Genomic DNA, 16546 nt, shown 5'->3' with positions numbered 1-16546 from the left:
GTAGTCGCGGGGGCTCTTAGGCGGCGGAGGTGGGTGCCGGGGCGCCGGCCGGGGTGATGGCGGGGGCCACGATTCGGGCGATCTCGGTGAAGTCAGCCCGCGGGCCAAGGACTGCAAGGGCGTCCTGCCACTGGTTGGCGACGGCGGCCAGAAGCGCGGGCTTCTCCCCGATTTGGGCGGCAACGTCCACGGCAAGGGCGGCGTCACGGGCCATCAGGCCCATGGAGAAGCCGGAATCGTGCGTGCCGGTGAGGACCCAGTTGGGATACATGGCGGCCGAGACTTTGCTGCCGCCGGAGGCTCCGCTGATGCTGGCCGCTGCCGTAGCGGGATCGATGCCGTAGGCCTTGGCCACGCCCAGCGCCTCGCCCACGGAGGCGAGGTTCGCGGCGGCCAGGACGTTATTGAGGAGCTTGACCACGTTGCCGCTGCCGGGGCTGCCGATGTGGCTGTAGTTGCCGCCGGTGAGCGCCAGCAGAACCGGCTCGGCAGCTTTCAGCGCGGCGTCCGTGGCACCCACGAAGGCGCTGAGCGTTCCCGTTGCGGCGCCGTCGCGGCCACCGGAAACGGGGGCGTCGATGAACGCCGCACCGGCGGCCTCCGCGAGCTGGGCCATGTGCTTGCTGGTGGCGGGCTCGGAGGTGGTGGTGTCAATGATGGCGACCGTTCCCGGGCCGGCCAGGAGCTGCGGCACAGTGGTTTCGACGATGCCGGCAGCGGGCAGTGAAAGGACTGCGTAAGGTGTTCCGGCCAGGCTGGACAGGGTGTCCGTGGTGCCGATGCCGGTTTCTGCGGCTGCTTGGCGGGCGGCTTCCGAGGGGTCGAAGCCGGTGACGTCCCAGCCCGCCTTGTGCAAGGTGGCGGCCATGGCTCCGCCCATGGCGCCGAGGCCGATGACGGCGACGCGGTTGTTTTGTGGCTCGTTCATAGAGGTACTCCTGGTGGCTGTTGGTGGTTCTGCGTGCCGCGGTTTTGTATTTGCGGCGCAGCTAGTCGAGGTAGATGTCCAGGTCTTTCCAGAGCTGCTGGGTGCGGCGGATGGTGGCCCGGCTGCGCTCCGGATGTGCTGCCTCCATGCCCGCGAGCAGGCCGTAGACCAGTGAGTTTGCAGCGGTGACGGACTGGAAGAAGGAGATGCCTTCGGAAGCGACCACCAGGAGGTGGTCCGCGGCGGTGGCCAGGCGGCCGCGGCGCAGGTCGCTGATGGCAACAACCGTTGCGCCTGCCTCTTTGGCGGCTTCGGCGGCGATGATGATCTGCTTGACGGAGCGCCACATGTTGATCACCACCAGGACATCACCGGGCCCAAGGCTGTTGGTGCTGGACGCCAGGTGGGGGCCGGCACGGTTTTCCAGGCTGATCGGGTAACCCATGGTGGAACCCAGGTGGGCCATGACGCTGGCGGGGCCGGCAAAGGAGCCGATGCCGACGACGGTGATGGACTTCGCTGACGCCAGCGCGGCGATGGCAGCCTCGGCTTCCTCGGGGGTGTTCGAGTCCAGCGTCAGGCGGAGGTTTTCGATGTCGTGGGTGATGGCTTCGTACAGCGGGCTGCGGGTTTCGCCGTGCTCGGTCAGGGTGTCCTCGGTGGAGATCATCACCAGGTAGCGGGACCGGAGTTCCCGCTGCAGGTCAGGCCAGCCGCGGTAGCCCAGGTGTTGTGCCGTGCGGACCACGGAGGAGCTGTTCACGTCCGCGCGCTGGGCAATCTCGGCGATGTCCGCGTAGGAGGACAGCTGCGGGTTGCGGCGGATGACCTCCACCACGCGGCTCTGGGCCTTGGTCAGCGCAACGTCCGGCAGGGCATCACCAAGCCACGCGTGGGAGCTGATGCCGGAGCCGTTGCCGTCAATGTCGGCGGCGCGCCCGGGTGCCGGCTCTGCTGCTGACACTGCTGCCGGCTGGGTTGCCTGCCCTGGTGCCTGCTCTTCTGCCTGCTCTGTGGAAGCGCTGGGGTTCACGCTGGTGCCCGTCCTGTAACGCAGATCACTCTGCAAGTTCAATTGCATCTAATGTACTCTGCAATTTCGTTTGCGAACAGTGTTTTGCGTTTCGGGGATGTAAAACCTAGCCTGCTGCGGCCCTTTCAACCGACAAGAGCCTCGCGTAGTTCAAGCACATGCTCGCGCCCTCGTTGGCCGGAACCCTGTTCCCGTCCACGCTTACGTGGTCCCCGTGGGTCAAGACCGAGCCGTCCGGCAAAACCGCAGCCTCCCCGTCCAGGCTGGTGCCCGCCGGAAAGATCAAGGTCCAGTCGGTGCCGTCCTTCGCGAGCAGGATGAGGCAGCCGGCGCCATCCCTGGACACCTGTCCCGCCACCGTGGCTTCCACCCGCGGCCCTGACGGTGCACTCTCGACCGTGAGTGCCTTGGTGCCCCCATCGGAGACGAGCAGCTTGGCGGTGAGCTCCTGCTGGACCGCGGGAGCGGGACTCGCGGCAGCCGGTTGCGCGGGATCCTGCGCTGAACAAGCCGCCAGCGCGAAAAGGGCTGCAATGGCCGTGCCGACGGTAATGGTGTGCTTCATTTCTGTTCCCCCTACAGAAAGCTGAAATCCCAGCCTACGGCCCGGAACCCGTACCCGCAGGCTCCCTTCAGCACCTTGGCGAGGCGTACGACGGCGGGTGGGCACCCGCCGTCGCACGCCTCCGTGCTGCGCGGCTGCTTTGGTACCTCGCGGGCTGTCTGTTCCAGCCGGGGTGCAGGTTGTTGGCGTCACCCCAAAATGTCAGACCCTGCTGCGAAGATTTTGGTTATGGAAGCCGGTGTGGTGGCAGGTGCGGGAGGCAGGGCGGCAATCGCCTCTGCGGTCGCCTCTGTGGCCGGGCTGGTCCATGAATTGGAGCGGGTCGTGGCCGGAGGCAGCCCGGCTGGCGCAGGGCCCGATCCGTTGCGGGAGCTGTCCGAAGCCTCCCTTGAGGGACTGGAAGTGCTGGCCCGGATTGAGGCGGCAACAGCCGCGGCCAAGGTCAGGATGATCGCCGTCCACGCGGAGGCAGCAACCCTGTTGGAGGCACCCCCGGCCGGGGCTTACAGGGAATCAGCCCAGGAAATGACAATGGTGGCGGAGATCGCCTGCGTACTCACCATCGGCGAACGCGCCGCATCGGCCTTGCTGGGGCAGGCCCACGCGCTGACCACCACGTTGCCGGCGGCTCTGGATGCGTTGCAGGCGGGCACCATTTCGTGGCAGCACGCCCGTGCCGTGGTCGACGAAACCACAGGGCTCGAACCCGCCCGTGCTGCGGCTTTGGTGGCCCATTTCTTCGACCCAGGGGACCCGAACCCTGCCCGCGGCGCCGCGCCCGGCGACCTCGTGCCGTCGCGCTTCCGGCGGAAGGTCCGGGCCTGGCGGGAGCGCACGTATCCGGACTCGTTGGAAGAGCGGCACGCCATTGGCGTGGCGGACCGGCGGATGGAATACCGGCCGGACGTGGATGGCATGGCGTGGCTTTCCCTGTACCTTCCCGGCGATACGGCCTGCGCGGTGTGGAACAAGGCGTCCGCTGTGGCCCGCGGGTTGCAGGGCCCCGGGGAGGACCGCACCCTGACCCAGTTGCGTGCAGATGTCGCGGCCGCACTCCTGATGGGTGCCAGGGCTGGTGGCGCGGCTGTTGCCGGCTCGAACCCCGCGGCCGGCTCGAACCCCGGGGCTGCCTCGAAGCGTAATGCCGCCTCGAACCCCGGGGCTGGCGACGACGGCCACGATGCCCGCTCGTTCGATGCCGGCAACGGCCCCCATGCCGAGGACGGCAACCCTTACGCCGTTGACCTGAGCAGGATTCCCACACCAAAAGCAGACGTCCTGGTCACCGTGCCCGTCTTTTCCCTGCTGGGGCTCACGGATGAACCGGCCGACCTTGACGGGTTCGGTCCCATTCCGGCGTCCATGGCGCGCCGGCTCGTTGCGGACGGGGCTGGTTCGTTCTACCGGGTGCTGGTGGACCCGCGGGACGGGGCGCCGCTGGAGATCGGACGCACCAGCTACCGGCTGCCGGAAAGCATGAAGCGGTGGATCCGGATGCGTGACGGCAGGTGCACCTTCCCCGGCTGCAGCAACCACACCCAGGACAACGAATCAGACCACCTCACCGCCTGGCAACACGGTGGAGCCACTGGAATCAGCAACCTGGGGCAGCTGTGCCCCAAGCACCACCGCCTGAAACACGGCTCCACGTGGACGCCCACCCCGGCAACCATGAACGAGCCACCCGGATGGACTTCCCCTGCCGGCCGTCACTATCCGGCCGAACAACCTGACTGGCAGAAACCGCAATGGCCGCCCGGATTCCCGGCAGCGGAATGGATCGTTCCGCCGGGCTGCCCACCGGGTGGGGCCAGCCCCTTCGAGGAAATCATCGTGGCGTACCTCGCCTCGTGACGCCACGGCACAGAGTTAGAACACTGCTGCGGCGAAACTGCCGCGCCGACGCAGCGGCCGATGCAGCGAAGGGGGCGACGGCGGATGCGTGCCGTCGTCGTGGGGTTGCTCGGGTCGGTGCCTGGCCGGGGTCTGTCCGGGTGCCCCGCCGTCGTCGGGTCGTCGTCCGTTCCGTGCCCGGCCCATTTCCGTGCCCAGCAATGTCCCGGCCAGTTCATCCCTACGCAACCACCACGTCCACCTCCGTTCTTTCGGGCGGACAAGCCTTGGCAGGCACCCACTGCCCGGCGGCTCGCGATACAAAGGGCGGAAGGCCCACCGTCCAAGGAGTACCCCGTGTTCGTAAGATCCACCCTGGCCACGCTTGCCGTCCTCGCCACCCTCGCCGGAGCAGCCGCAGCTCCCGCCCAAGCAGCCGACAACACAAGCGACAGCAGCCAGGCCTTCACCTTCGGCGTTATCGGCGACATTCCCTATGGTGCGGCCGAGATCGCAAAGTTCCCGTCGCACATCCGGGACCTCAACGCCGATGAGGACCTGAAGTTTGTAGCACACGTGGGCGACATCAAGAACGGCTCCTCCGTCTGCTCCAACGAGTACTTCTCCTACATCCGCTCCCAGTTCGACACCTTCACCCACCCGCTGGTCTACACGCCGGGCGACAACGAATGGGTGGACTGCCACCGAACCAACAACGGCGCCTACAACCCGCTGGAGCGCTTGGACAAGATCAGGGAGGTGTTCTTCAACGAACCTGGCAAGACGCTTGGCGCCACCATGCCCGTCAAGAGCCAGGCGAACCTGGGGCTGCCCGAGGACGTCCGCTTCACCAAGAACCGGGTGGCTTTCTCCGTTCTGAACGTCCAAGGCAGCAACAACTCGCTCCTGCCGTGGACGGGGTTGGGCAAGACCGCTCCCACGCCGGAACAGCTCGCCGAGGTGGAACACCGCACGGACGCCGTCCTGGCCCAGATCCACCAGACCTTCGCCGATGCCAAGCGCAGCAACGACCGGGCCGTGGTACTCATGCAGCAGGCGGACATGTTCGATCCCGCGCTGCTCGCCGACGCCGCCGCCGACCCCAAGACCGTGTCCGGCTTTCGGGAGGTCGTGCAGGCAATCGTGGACGAAACGAACCGCTTTGACGCCCCGGTCTACCTCGTCAACGGCGACAGCCACGTCTTCGCCCAGAACCAGCCCCTCGCCGCCGGCTCGCCCTGGCTGGATATCTACGGTTCGCCGGCCGCGGACAACCTGCAGCGCATTACCGTGGACGGCGCCAATAACGCCGTCGACTACCTCCGCGTCACCGTGTCAGGCAACAACGCCAAGGGTGCAGACGTCCTGAGCTGGGAAAAGGTCCCGTACAGCGGGTAGCACCACACTGAAGCGGACGACGGCGGGCGCCCACCCGCCGTCGTCCGCTTTCCTGTGTGCCGGAAACCGGCCGTCCTAGAGCCGGAGCGCCATGAACACGCTGTGGGGATCCAGCACATAGCCGGCGAATGGTGCGCACTCGGTGAATCCGTGGCGGGCATAGAGGCGTCGGGCCGGGGCGAAGTAGTCCTCGGTCCCGGTTTCCAGGTAGACGCGCTCCAGGTTCCGGGACCGCGCGTCGGCGAGGATGTGCCGAAGCATGAGGCTGGCGATGCCTCGTCCCCGAGCCGATGTGGTGGTGCGCATGGACTTGATCTCGCCCTTCCCGGCTGCGCCCGGTGTGGAGCCCAGGAGCTTGAGTGCCCCGCAGCCCAGCAGTGCACCCTGCTCGCGGGCGGTCCAGAACGTGATGGATGGGGCGGAGAGCGCGGAATGGTCCAGCGCATGCACGCTTTCTGGAGGCGAGGTGGCGAACATGTCCGCCAGGTGCTCGCTCAGGAGCCGGTGGACGTCGTCGCGCTCGGGGCTGTCCCGCTCTATGGAAATCATCACTTCAAAGGTACCGGTTGCCTGCGGCGCCGCGGTGTGCGACTATTCGGGGGATCGTGATCCGAATGCAGGAGGTGAGACCCATGAATGCAGTATCCGCAATGGGTGCTCCCTCGCAGTCCACGATCGCGCGGCTGAACTAGCCGCCACCGGGAGCGCCGCACAGGCTATTCGCGAAAGGCGACTCCCATGAATACAACACCTTCCTCCCAACCACGCCCCTCCCAGGGTTCACTTCCCGGCCGCGCACTGGTCCTTGGCGGGGGCGGATCAACGGGCAATGCCTGGCTGATCGGCGTCCTGGCGGGCCTCGCCGATGCCGGATTGGACGTGACCCGGGCCGACCGGGTCATCGGTACCTCCGCCGGATCCACGGCCGCAGCCCAAATCGCCGGGGCACCCCCGGCCGAACTATATGCTGCCATCCTGGACGCGCCTTTGCCGCCACAACGCCGCCCTCCAGCCGGCCACGCCCCTGCCAGGCCGGTGTCCGACCACCTGGAGCGGACCGGCAGGATCATTGCCGCCGCCGAGGATGCGGCCGACATGCGCCGCCGTATGGGTGCGGTTGCCCTGGAAATGGCGGCTGCCCGGAACCCTTCAACGGCGACCGCTCCGGTGCAGGACAGCGCGTCGCCGGCAGGTTCTGCAGGGGAGAGTTCAGCCCAGGGCGGTTCCCTCCGGGAGCAGTGGCGCGCAACAGTTGCAACGCGGCTCCCCACGCTCGAATGGCCGCAGCACGAGCTGCTGATGACCGCGGTTGATGCCCACAGTGGCGAACCGGTGGTGTTCCACCGGCACAGCGGCGTGGACCTGGTGGACGCCGTGGCCGCCAGCTGCGCCAGCGGCTTGGCGTACGGGATCGGGAACAGCAGCTATATCGACGGCGGCTACCGGCGCAACGAGAACGCCGACCTGGCGGCCGGGTGCGGGCGGGTGCTGGTCCTCTCGCCCTTCGGGGGCAGGACACGGATGCCGCTGGAGTGGAACATGCAGCTCGCAGCGCAGGCCGATGAGCTGCGGGCCACCGGCAGCGTGGTGGAAACGGTCTTCCCGGACGTCGGCTCGGAACACCTGTTCGGTGCCAACGCCATGGACCTGCGGCTGCGCCCCGCAGCCGCCCAGGCTGGCTACACCCAAGGAACGGCCCTTGCCGGGCGGCTTGCCGCCGTCTGGAGCTGACGCCGCCGGGGACGCGTTCGCCCCCGGGACGCGCTCGACGGCGGGTGCGCGTTCGACGGCGGGTGGGCGCCCGCCGTCGAACGTTTCCCGCTACAGCGTGGCCAGGAAATCCTCCGCGAACCTCTTCACGCCGTCCCATTCGGTGTAGACGTAGTCCCGGGACGTATCGGTGTCCAGGGAGCCCTTGTCGCCGGCGATCTTCTTCATGATGAGGCGCTTGATGAACCCGTAGTGCGTGTACAGCAGGGCGCCCCCGAACAGCGCCACATGGGCCGGCCGCCAACCGGTTTGCTCCTCGAACTCCCGGACGTAGCTCTCGGCGTTTTCGGCATCCCCGTGCGCGGCCAGGCTGACGGAGAACAGGGCGGATGGGAGCCGCTCCAGGGTTTCCCGGTTCTTCCGGACAAAGTCCTGGACGTATTCCTCGTGCTTGCCCATGTGCACCGATGCCCCCACCAGGACCGCGTCACACCCGGGCGGGATCGAGTCGCCTGCCTGCTTGATGTCCGCAACGCGGGCCTGGTGCCCATGCGCCTGGATGACGTCCCCAATGAACTCGGCGATCCTGGCCGTCTGGCCCTCGGTGGTCCCGTACGGGATGTAGATGCTGCCCATCGTTGGCCTCCTGGTGGTGTCCGGACCGGGTCCTGTATTACCTTGCCGAATTCCCGGTCCGTGGCGTAGGGCCCAACGTCCCGGAAGTTTTTGGCGCATGAGCCTTTGGCACTTCTCAGAGGGGATGACAAAAGGAGCGAAGAATGTCGGAGGCGGTCAAAATTATGAATTCGCCATAACTGGCGAGGTCACGTCATTGGTCCCGATTTTGCTGCCCTGCCAGGCCTCAGGCCGGGTAGGACGGCGGGACTGGCTAAAAAAGCAAAAGAGCGTATGGTGGCCGTTAACGCGAGAGAAGGGCGTGGTTCCGGTGTCTGGAAAATCAAAAGGCGGAGCGGCCAAAAAGGTCGGCAAGTCGATCCTTGAGAAACGTGCCGAAAAAAAGGCGAAAACCGAAAGCAGTGAGCTTCACGTTATAAAGCAGCGCAAGAACCACCGTTGACTGGGCTGCCGGCCAGGACTCCTAGCCCGGCTGGCTGCCTGTAGGCCGCCAGGGACGCTACTCCGGACCCTTGTCGATGACGCAGAACCGGTTTCCGTCCGGATCCTCAAGCACCACGAAGTCCGGGTCCTCCGGGTACATATCCCAGTCCACGCGCTTGGCGCCGAGGGAGACCAGCCGCTCCACCTCCGCGGCCTGATCGTCCGCGTACAGGTCCAGATGGATCCGCGGGTAAGCCTGGACAGATGTTTCGCTGAGCATGAGGGACAGGTGGGCGCCGGGCCCCGACGGCGGTTCGAGGGTCACCCAGGTGTCGTCACCAGGTTCCCGGGGGACATAACCGAGGGCTTCATGCCAGAAGGTGGTAGCGGCGGCGACGTCGTTGACGCCGAGGACGATGGTGCCGATGGTCAACATCCGCCCAGCCTAAACCGGGCGGGGCAGGTCCGGCTAGACTCGCCTGCATGGGGGAAAACAACACATCCGGGGAAGAACGACCATCCAAACGCGCCAAACTGCCCGCCGCCGTCGTACCCTGCCTCGGTCTGGCGGCAGTGCTGGTCGGCTGCCTCGTCGCGTACCTTAATCGCGACTTCACGGGCTGGGTTGCCTACGCTCCCTTGAGCAACCAGCCTTTCAGCGCCAACGGGGCTGCGTTCATCACGCAAGGCACGCAGGCGGGCCTGGCTGTTGCCGGCGTGGGACTGCTGGTGCTCTCTTTCTGGGCAGGCATGGTTGCGGGCCGTCGGGCTGGCTCCGTCCGCCGCTAGCGGGGGAAGACCGCCAGGCCCTGCACGCCGCCAGCGGCGGCAACGGGGACGTGGATCTCGGGAAGTTGCTCGAACGCCGGTTTGGCGAACCAATAGCCCTGGAGCAGGCGGACACCGGCTGCCTGCAAAACCCGGTATTCCGCCTCCGTTTCGATGCCCTCGGCGAGCACGGTGATGTTGAGGTCCCCGGCGATGGCCACGATGCCGGCGACCACTGCCTGCCGTGCGGGACTGCCGTCGATGCCGCGGATGAGCTTCATGTCGATCTTGATCAGGTCCGGCTGGAAGTCGACCAAGAGTCCCAGGCCTGCATGGCCGGCCCCGAAGTCGTCGATCGCCGTGATGAAGCCGTGCTTGCGGTATTCGGTGATGATATTGGTCAGGTGGGCGGTGTCAGTGACTTCTTCGTTCTCCGTGAACTCGAACATGATCGAGGACAACGGGAAGTCGGCTTTCGCAGCCGCAAGCAGTGTCGCGCGGAGGCAGGCCGCCGGTTCGTAGACCGCGTTGGGCATGAAGTTGATGGAGAGCATCAGGTTCTCGCCGGCCGGGAAGAGCCGCGCCGCCAGTTCGATGGCCTTGACGCGGCAGTCCTGGTCGAAGCGGTACTTCTGCTCCGGGGAAACCCTCCGCAGGACCTCGTACGCGCCTTCGCCCGCCACGCCCCGAACCAGCGCCTCATAGCCCCACGCCCTGCCGGCAACAGCGTCATAGATCGGCTGGAAAGCCATGCTGAAGTCGAAATCAAGCCGTGAAGATGTGGTGCAGCCGTCGCATGCCAAAGTTGGGGTCCTCTCGAATGGTTACTCAAGAGTAGGACACGGCCGGGCAGGTGCGCGGGATAATCCTTTCGCTGTTCACCCAACATCAGGTGATGCGTCGGATAATTCCGACATATACTGCCATTGTGCTTCCTGATGTTTTTGCCGCCGTCTCCAACCCGGCGCGGCGCGTCATCCTCGACGAGCTCCGGGAAGGGCCCCGAACGGCAGGTGAACTCACGGGGCTGCTGGACCTCAGCCGCCCCGCCGCCTCCGAGCACCTGGCAGTCCTGCGCGAGGCAGGCATTGTCCGGGAAGAACGCCAGGGCAGGAACAGGGTGTACCACCTGCAGCCTGCCGCCCTCGCCGAGATCGGCGGCTGGGTGAAGCACTTTGAGCACTACTGGAACCAGCGGCTGGATGCGCTGGCCGACCTTCTGGACGAGGAGAAACCGTCATGACAGATAACGCCATCCGGCTCGAACGCCGCTTCCCGCATCCCGCAGCGGCGGTCTGGGCCGCACTCACCACGCCCGAACTGCTGGCACGGTGGTGGGCCCCGGGCGACATCACACCTGCCGTGGGCCACCGCTTCACCATGGACATGGACTGCTGGGGCCGGCAGCAGTGCGAGGTACTCGCCGTGGACCCGGGCACGTCCATCAGCTTCCTCTTCGCCGAAGGCCAGCTGGACACCACCATCACCTGGCGGCTGGAACCCATTGACGGCGGCACGATCCTCCATTTCGAGCACGCCGGCTTCCGCCTCGATACCCCCATGGGCCGCCATGCGATCGAAGGCATGGGCAACGGCTGGCCGGGCCTGCTGGCGCGGATGGACGGGCTGCTCGCCGAGGTCTCCTGAGATCGGCGCATACCTGCTACGCTCCACGTAGTTGGCCCGTCGATGAGCCTTCAGGCGGCCACCAGCCACCAGCAGCTTCACGTGTAAGCGGGGTATCCAGCATGGCCGTCGCGGAAATCCAGGTGGACCAGCGCGTGATCGGAATCGACTCCCGGCGGTTCGCCTCGGTGGAGAAGGCGCTGGTGGAGCTGATCACCAACAGCGACGACAGCTACGCGCGCCTGGAAAAGGCCGGCGGCCAGGTCACCGGCAGGATCGTGGTGGGCTATGAGCGCCACCACGCCGGCGCGGTCCTGACGGTCAGCGACCAGGCGGAAGGAATGTCCTTCGAGCAGGCCGGCCGGGATCCTTAGCTACGGCGGCGCACACAGCCCCCTGGCCCGCGGCGAGGGCGCCGGACGCGGGTACTTCGGGCGCGGACTGAAACAGGCCATCTTCGGACTGGGCCACGGCTGGATCGAAACCATCCAGGGCGGCAGGTTCACCCGCATCGACGTCTTCCGTGGCGAAAACGGCGGCTACCTCTACGACGACGGCGGCGCCGACCGCGAGGCCTTCCCCGCGGATTACGCCCGGCTGGGAATAGACGACGGCGGGATCCCTGCCGACGTACGGAACGGCACCAAGGTGACCATCGTCGTCGACAATCCCCGTGCCACGATCACTCAGCAGGCGACCCTGCTGCAGCTGCTCGCGGACAACATCTACCTGCGCGACGTGCTGGGCCGCCGCAACGTGGAACTGGTGCGCGGGACTGCGGGCACCGACGGCTACAGCGGGGACGCCATCCGCTTCGAAGAACCCCCGGCTGCCACGCTCATCGGCCCGGACCGTCCCGGAACCTTCACCGTTGACGGCGTCGAATATGCCTTCACCGTCACGCTCAAGCGGGCCAACGGCGTTGAACTGGCCATGAAGGGCGACGAGCGCACCGCCGGCCTGGTGGTGGAATCCGGTATGGCCATCCTGGACTGCCAGATGTTCGACTACGAAAACCAGGTGGGCACGGAGTACCTTTTCGGCACCGTCAGGTGCCCGGCGCTGACTGAAATGCTGGGCCGGGGCAAAGCAATCATCAGCGACGAACGCGAGGGGCTGAACCCCAAAGATCCGTTCGTTGCCGCCTTCCGCCGCCGTGAGCCGGATGATCGCAGGGGCCGTGCAGGCAGAGAAGGAAAAACTCACCCACCTGGAACGCGCCACCACCTCCGGCCGCACTGCCGAAATGATCGAACGCCTGCTGCAGCACATGAGCGCTGCCGCCGTCCTGGACCTGGGCCTGGACACCGGACCAGTCCGCGACGCCGGAACTCCGGGAACCGGGGAGCCGGCATCCGCGGCGCTGCGGTTCACCACGCCGTTCTACTACCGCCCGCCGGGGCATTCGTTCCACGTGGCCCTGCTGCTGGATCCCGGCCAGCTCCCCGCCGGCGGGACCCTGGAATTCGATGTGGACCTGCCGCCATCGATCCGCCTGGTCCCGGTCCCGGTGTCCATTCCCGTCTCCGGTGTGCAGGACACAACCCGGCTTGAATGGACGGCTACCGGGGACCGGCCCGGAGACCAAGGGGAAATCACCGTGCGTGCCGGGGATTACTGGGCGCTCAGCGAAATCGTCATTGCCGAACATGCCTCACGTCGAAGCGCGGACCAGCCGCCGCACCCTGCAGTCCCCGGTTCCGGTACCCCGCCGGGCGCGCGCCAGCAGGCCCACCGTCCCGGCCGGGACCATGGCGTTGACCTCTTCACCGGCTACGACTTCCGCAACCTCCACAACACCACCGACCGGGCCGTTTACAGCGAGGCGGAGCGCAAAGTCATCATCAACACCGCCGCGCCCACCGTGCAGCTGTACGTCGATGGCCGCGGCCGGTTCCGTGACTCCGCCCGGCTGTTGCTGGCCGAGTTGTTCCTCGACGTGATCGCGGAGGAACTGGCGCGGCGCCGGGTGGAGCAGAACGGGCACGCCGGCGACCTTGACGCCTTCCGGAAAGCCAAGCGCAGCATCATCGGCCGCTACGGCAGTGAGGTCCACCGGACGTTCCTGGGGTGACAGTACGTTGCTGGGGTGACTCCACGCAGGTCGGGTGGCACCACGCAGGTCGGGTGGCACCCCCCAGTGCCGCTTCAGGGCTGGAACCGGTAGCCGATGCCCGCCTCGGTCAGCAGGTGGCGGGGGTTTCCGGTGTCCGGCTCGAGTTTGCGGCGCAGCTGTGCCATAAAGACGCGCAGGTAGTTTGAGTCCTTGGCATAGGCCGGGCCCCACACATCGGTCAGGAGCTGCCGGTGGGTGATCAACTTTTCCGGGTTCCGCACCAGGATCTCCAGGATCTTCCACTCGATGGGCGTCAGCCGGACATCCGCTCCCTCCCGGCTCACCCGGTGCTTGGCCAGGTCCACCGTGAAGTTCTCCGTGACCACCACCGGCTCCGGTGCCTGCAGGTCCGCGGACCGGCGCAGCAACGCCCGCAGCCGGGCCAGCAGTTCGTCCGGTCCGAACGGCTTCGTCAGGTAGTCGTCGGCGCCGGCATCCAGGGCTTCAACCTTGTCCTCCGAGGTATGCCGGGCCGAGAGCACCAGGACCGGGACACGGCTCCATTCCCGCAGTTCCTTGATCACGGTGACGCCGTCGATGTCCGGCAGCCCAAGGTCCAGGATCACCAGGGCCAACGGATTCTGGGTGGCGGCCAGCAGCGCTGACCTCCCGTCAACGGCAGTGGTGACCGCATAGCCGCTGGTTTCGAGGGCAAGCTTCAGGATCCGCAGCAGGTGCGGGTCATCATCCACTACCAGGACGCCCGTCACTGCTGATCCGCCGTTGATGCCTGGAAGGGGGCCTGGTGGATCCGCCGGGCCAGGAACGACTGGGGCACCACGGGCGCCTGTCCGCGGGGTCCGTCGTCGGGAAAGCCGGTGGAAAGCGGCAGCCTGATCACCATGGTCAGTCCTCCACCCGGGGTCTCCTCCGCGGTCAGCGTGCCGCCCATCGCCTCGGTAAATCCCTTAGCCACGGCCAGGCCCAGGCCCACGCCGGTGGTCTGCGGAATGTCATCCAGCCGCTGGAACGGACGGAACATCTCCACCACTCTCTCTGCCGGAACGCCTTGGCCGTGGTCGATGATACTGATCTCTCCGGCCGGCTGCCCCTTCAGCGTTGTGTTGCTCAGGCCGCCGGCGCCGCCCACCACGGCAATATCGGAACCCGGCGCGTACTTGACCGCGTTCTCCACCACATTGGCGATCACCCGCTCCAGCATCCCGGGGTCCGCCTCGATCTCAGGCATATTCGGCGGCAGTTCCACCCGAACCCTGCCCGCGGGGACGGACCGGAGGGCGCTGGGGATGACCTCGGACCAGCGCACGGGCCGCAGGAGTGGCTCGGCCCCGGGGGAGCTGAGCCGGGACATATCCAGCAGGTTCCCCACCAGCAGGTCCAGCCGGTCCGAACATTCATCAATGGTCTGCAACAGCTCGTGCTCCTGCTCCGGGGCGTAGTGCCGGTCCTTCTGCAACAGCATGCCCACCGAAAGCTTGATGCCGGCCAGGGGAGTGCGGAGGTCGTGGGAAACCGCGCGGAGGATGGACGTGCGCATGGTGTTGCCCTCGGCCAGGCGCAACACTTCACGGCGGCTGTCCGCCAGTTGCTGCCGCTCCAGTTGGGCGGCAAGGTGGACGCCGAACGCCGCCAGCAGGCGCCGGTCTCCCGCGGGAAGCGCACGGCCGAACAACACCAGCCGTGTGGCGGGATCAATGTTCTCCGTCGTTTCGGTGCCAAAATCCGCGGCCCCGGAATTCCCGGCGCCGGAACCTCGAGCGCCACCATCCACGGTGCCAGAACCCCCGCTGCCAGAACCCCCGCTGCCAGAACCTCGGGTGCCAGCATTCCCGCTGCCAAAATCCGGGATTCCGGTCTCGCCCGGTCCTGGCACCTCGCCGGCGCCGGCAACCAGCCGCCAGCCCGCCGTCGTCCGCTCATTGCCGTCCGGGCCGCTGCCGTACAAAGCTGCCCCGCGGACGCTGAAGACGTCGAGGGCCTGCTGGAGCAGGTCCTTCACGCCATCCTCGGACCGGACGGCGCCGCGGGTGAGGTCGGAGAGCGTGGTGGCCTCGGCGCGGGCGCGTGAGGCCTCCTTGGAGCGCCGCGCGGAGAGGTCCACCACCACGGCGACGGCGGCGGAAACCCCGACGAAGACCAGCAGGGAGAAGAAGTTGTGGGGATCGCTGATGGTCAGGGTGCCCACGGGAGGCGTCGAGAAGTAGTTGACCAGCAGGCTGCTCCACAGGGCGGCGAGCACCGCCGGCCACAGACCGCCCACCAGGGCCACCGTGACCGATCCGGTCAGCTGCACCAGGATGGCGGTGGACACACCGGGGTCCGGGTCCAATGCCAGCAGGAGCTGCAGGACCACCGGCAGCACCGCGGCGAGGATGAAGCCCACCGTGACGCGGACTCGGCCCAGGTCCCGTTCTCGCCGTGGACCGGCTCCCCGGCCGCCCAGGGGATGGGACACCATGTGCACGTCGATGTCCCCGGAATCGCGGACCACCCGCGTGCCGATGCCCCCGCCCAACAGGCCGCCCACCGTGCCCGCGAACTTGCCCCGCCGCGAAATGCCCACCACGATCTGTGTGGCGTTGACGCTGCGCGCAAAATCGAGCAGGGCAGCGGCCGGATCCTCACCGGCCACAATGTGGTAACTGCCGCCCAGGTCCTGGATTAAGCGGCGCTGGGCTTCCAGGGACTGCGGGGACTCATGGACCACCCCGTCCGCCGCACGGACATGGACCGCCAGCAGATCCCCGCCGTTGACCCGGTTAAGGATCCTGGCCCCGCGCCGGATCAGGATCTCGCCCTCCGGTCCGCCGGTCAGGCCAATCACCACCCGCTCCCGCGCCGGCCAGGTCGCCTGGATGTCGTTGTCCGCCCGGTACCGGGCCAGGCCCTCATCAACCCTGTCCGCCAGCCACAACAGGGCCAGTTCCCGCAACGCGGTCAGGTTTCCCAGCCGGAAATAGTTGGCCAGGGCGGCGTCTACCTTGTCCGGGGCGTAGATCTTTCCCTCACCCAGGCGCTGGCGCAGCAGTTCGGGGGAGATGTCCACCAGGTGGATCTGGTCTGCGCGGCGCACCACCTCGTCGGGCACCGTCTCGGCCTGCCGGACCTCCGTGATGGTGCCCACCACGTCGCCCAGCGAGGCCAGGTGCTGGATGTTGACGGTGGAGAGGACGTTGATGCCCGCGTTGAGGAGCTCGTCAACGTCCTCCCAGCGTTTACCGTGCCGGCTTCCCGGAACATTTGAGTGGGCATATTCGTCCACCACCGCAGTGGCCGGGGCGCGGTGCAGGACCCCGTCCAGGTCCATTTCCTCGAACTCGGTGCCGCGGTAGGGCAGCCGCCGGGGCGGGATGGTTTCCAGGCCTGCCATGAGGGCGCGGGTTTCGGCCCGGCCGTGGTCAAGGGCGAACGCGATAACCACGTCCTCGCCCCGGTTGGCCAGCCGGTGGGCCTCCTCGAGCATCTCGTAGGTCTTGCCGACCCCGGGCGCCGCCCCGAGGAAGATCCGCAGCGTTCCACGTGCCATGCAGTTATTCTTCCACTCCGGCA

At 67.2% G+C, this 16546-nt stretch carries 19 protein-coding genes; 9 read left to right on the top strand and 10 right to left on the bottom strand.

All coding sequences use genetic code 11. The annotated features are described in order from the left end of the window. Positions 1–16: 16 nt before the first annotated feature. The 3 genes from AC4EEV_RS08655 to AC4EEV_RS08645 all read right to left on the bottom strand — a co-directional run bounded on the left by AC4EEV_RS08655 (position 17) and on the right by AC4EEV_RS08645 (position 2526). On the bottom strand, positions 17–928 hold the full coding sequence (locus AC4EEV_RS08655; RefSeq protein ID WP_491330667.1) for an NAD(P)-dependent oxidoreductase: 912 nt from the start codon (positions 926–928) through the stop codon (positions 17–19). Positions 929–989: 61 nt separating this feature from the next. After that, positions 990–1961: a MurR/RpiR family transcriptional regulator gene (locus tag AC4EEV_RS08650; RefSeq protein ID WP_018760941.1), complete on the bottom strand. Its 972-nt coding sequence runs from the start codon at positions 1959–1961 to the stop codon at positions 990–992. A gap of 106 nt (positions 1962–2067) precedes the next feature. Further along, on the bottom strand, positions 2068–2526 hold the full coding sequence (locus tag AC4EEV_RS08645) for a hypothetical protein (RefSeq protein ID WP_491330666.1): 459 nt from the start codon (positions 2524–2526) through the stop codon (positions 2068–2070). Positions 2527–2754: 228 nt separating this feature from the next. Here AC4EEV_RS08645 and AC4EEV_RS08640 point away from each other — a divergent pair, with 228 nt between their 5' ends. Beyond that, complete coding sequence (locus tag AC4EEV_RS08640; protein ID WP_491330665.1) at positions 2755–4380, top strand: HNH endonuclease signature motif containing protein; 1626 nt, start codon at positions 2755–2757, stop codon at positions 4378–4380. A 336-nt stretch (positions 4381–4716) separates the two neighbouring features. Next, positions 4717–5757, top strand: a complete 1041-nt coding sequence (locus AC4EEV_RS08635) for a hypothetical protein (RefSeq protein ID WP_491330664.1) — start codon at positions 4717–4719, stop codon at positions 5755–5757. 75 nt (positions 5758–5832) lie between these two features. On the opposite strand, the gene AC4EEV_RS08630 is transcribed toward AC4EEV_RS08635, so the two are convergent. Further along, complete coding sequence (locus AC4EEV_RS08630) at positions 5833–6306, bottom strand: GNAT family N-acetyltransferase (RefSeq protein ID WP_491330663.1); 474 nt, start codon at positions 6304–6306, stop codon at positions 5833–5835. 189 nt (positions 6307–6495) lie between these two features. Between AC4EEV_RS08630 and AC4EEV_RS08625 the strand changes: the two genes are divergently transcribed. Beyond that, positions 6496–7488, top strand: a complete 993-nt coding sequence (locus AC4EEV_RS08625; RefSeq protein WP_491330662.1) for a patatin-like phospholipase family protein — start codon at positions 6496–6498, stop codon at positions 7486–7488. A 90-nt stretch (positions 7489–7578) separates the two neighbouring features. Here AC4EEV_RS08625 and AC4EEV_RS08620 read toward each other — a convergent pair whose 3' ends face one another. Further along, the gene (locus tag AC4EEV_RS08620) at positions 7579–8103 is read right to left on the bottom strand and encodes a flavodoxin domain-containing protein (protein WP_018760947.1); all 525 of its coding nucleotides are present in this window, start codon (positions 8101–8103) and stop codon (positions 7579–7581) included. 97 nt (positions 8104–8200) lie between these two features. Between AC4EEV_RS08620 and AC4EEV_RS08615 the strand changes: the two genes are divergently transcribed. Next, positions 8201–8545 carry a hypothetical protein gene (locus AC4EEV_RS08615; RefSeq protein ID WP_491330661.1) on the top strand — a complete coding sequence of 115 codons (345 nt, stop codon included), beginning with the start codon at positions 8201–8203 and terminating at the stop codon, positions 8543–8545. Between the two features lie 57 nt (positions 8546–8602). Here the strand turns inward: AC4EEV_RS08615 and AC4EEV_RS08610 are convergent, their stop codons facing one another. Next, positions 8603–8962: a VOC family protein gene (locus AC4EEV_RS08610; protein WP_133831780.1), complete on the bottom strand. Its 360-nt coding sequence runs from the start codon at positions 8960–8962 to the stop codon at positions 8603–8605. 47 nt (positions 8963–9009) lie between these two features. On the opposite strand from AC4EEV_RS08610, the gene AC4EEV_RS08605 reads away from it, so the two are divergent. Then, on the top strand, positions 9010–9315 hold the full coding sequence (locus AC4EEV_RS08605; protein WP_491330660.1) for a hypothetical protein: 306 nt from the start codon (positions 9010–9012) through the stop codon (positions 9313–9315). On the opposite strand, the gene AC4EEV_RS08600 is transcribed toward AC4EEV_RS08605, so the two are convergent. Further along, the gene (locus tag AC4EEV_RS08600; RefSeq protein ID WP_491330659.1) at positions 9312–10046 is read right to left on the bottom strand and encodes an EAL domain-containing protein; all 735 of its coding nucleotides are present in this window, start codon (positions 10044–10046) and stop codon (positions 9312–9314) included. The two genes, AC4EEV_RS08605 and AC4EEV_RS08600, sit on opposite strands and share 4 nt — an antisense overlap. Positions 10047–10222: 176 nt before the next feature. Between AC4EEV_RS08600 and AC4EEV_RS08595 the strand changes: the two genes are divergently transcribed. From AC4EEV_RS08595 to AC4EEV_RS08585, 3 genes are all read left to right on the top strand, one after another. Further along, positions 10223–10537 (top strand): ArsR/SmtB family transcription factor, encoded by a 315-nt coding sequence (locus tag AC4EEV_RS08595; RefSeq protein WP_491330658.1) that lies wholly within the window; start codon positions 10223–10225, stop codon positions 10535–10537. Continuing rightward, positions 10534–10941: an SRPBCC family protein gene (locus AC4EEV_RS08590; RefSeq protein WP_491330657.1), complete on the top strand. Its 408-nt coding sequence runs from the start codon at positions 10534–10536 to the stop codon at positions 10939–10941. The genes AC4EEV_RS08595 and AC4EEV_RS08590 overlap by 4 nt, the downstream gene beginning before the upstream one ends. 101 nt (positions 10942–11042) lie before the next feature. Then, on the top strand, positions 11043–11294 hold the full coding sequence (locus tag AC4EEV_RS08585; RefSeq protein WP_491330656.1) for a hypothetical protein: 252 nt from the start codon (positions 11043–11045) through the stop codon (positions 11292–11294). Here the strand turns inward: AC4EEV_RS08585 and AC4EEV_RS08580 are convergent. Then, entirely contained in the window at positions 11242–12126 is an 885-nt protein-coding gene (locus tag AC4EEV_RS08580) for a hypothetical protein (RefSeq protein WP_491330655.1), read from the bottom strand. The genes AC4EEV_RS08585 and AC4EEV_RS08580 overlap by 53 nt on opposite strands. On the opposite strand from AC4EEV_RS08580, the gene AC4EEV_RS08575 reads away from it, so the two are divergent. Next, positions 12101–12994 (top strand): hypothetical protein, encoded by an 894-nt coding sequence (locus AC4EEV_RS08575; RefSeq protein WP_491330654.1) that lies wholly within the window; start codon positions 12101–12103, stop codon positions 12992–12994. The two genes, AC4EEV_RS08580 and AC4EEV_RS08575, sit on opposite strands and share 26 nt — an antisense overlap. A gap of 74 nt (positions 12995–13068) precedes the next feature. Here AC4EEV_RS08575 and AC4EEV_RS08570 read toward each other — a convergent pair whose 3' ends face one another. Then, positions 13069–13746 carry a response regulator gene (locus tag AC4EEV_RS08570; protein WP_109045678.1) on the bottom strand — a complete coding sequence of 226 codons (678 nt, stop codon included), beginning with the start codon at positions 13744–13746 and terminating at the stop codon, positions 13069–13071. Then, the gene (locus AC4EEV_RS08565; protein WP_491330653.1) at positions 13743–16523 is read right to left on the bottom strand and encodes a DUF4118 domain-containing protein; all 2781 of its coding nucleotides are present in this window, start codon (positions 16521–16523) and stop codon (positions 13743–13745) included. Before AC4EEV_RS08565 ends, AC4EEV_RS08570 begins: the two co-directional genes overlap by 4 nt. Positions 16524–16546: the final 23 nt, after the last annotated feature.

Source organism: Pseudarthrobacter sp. MOO14, from assembly GCF_058267675.1.
Note: the sequence above shows the minus strand (reverse complement) of the source record. Positions and strands in the feature narration are given on the sequence as shown.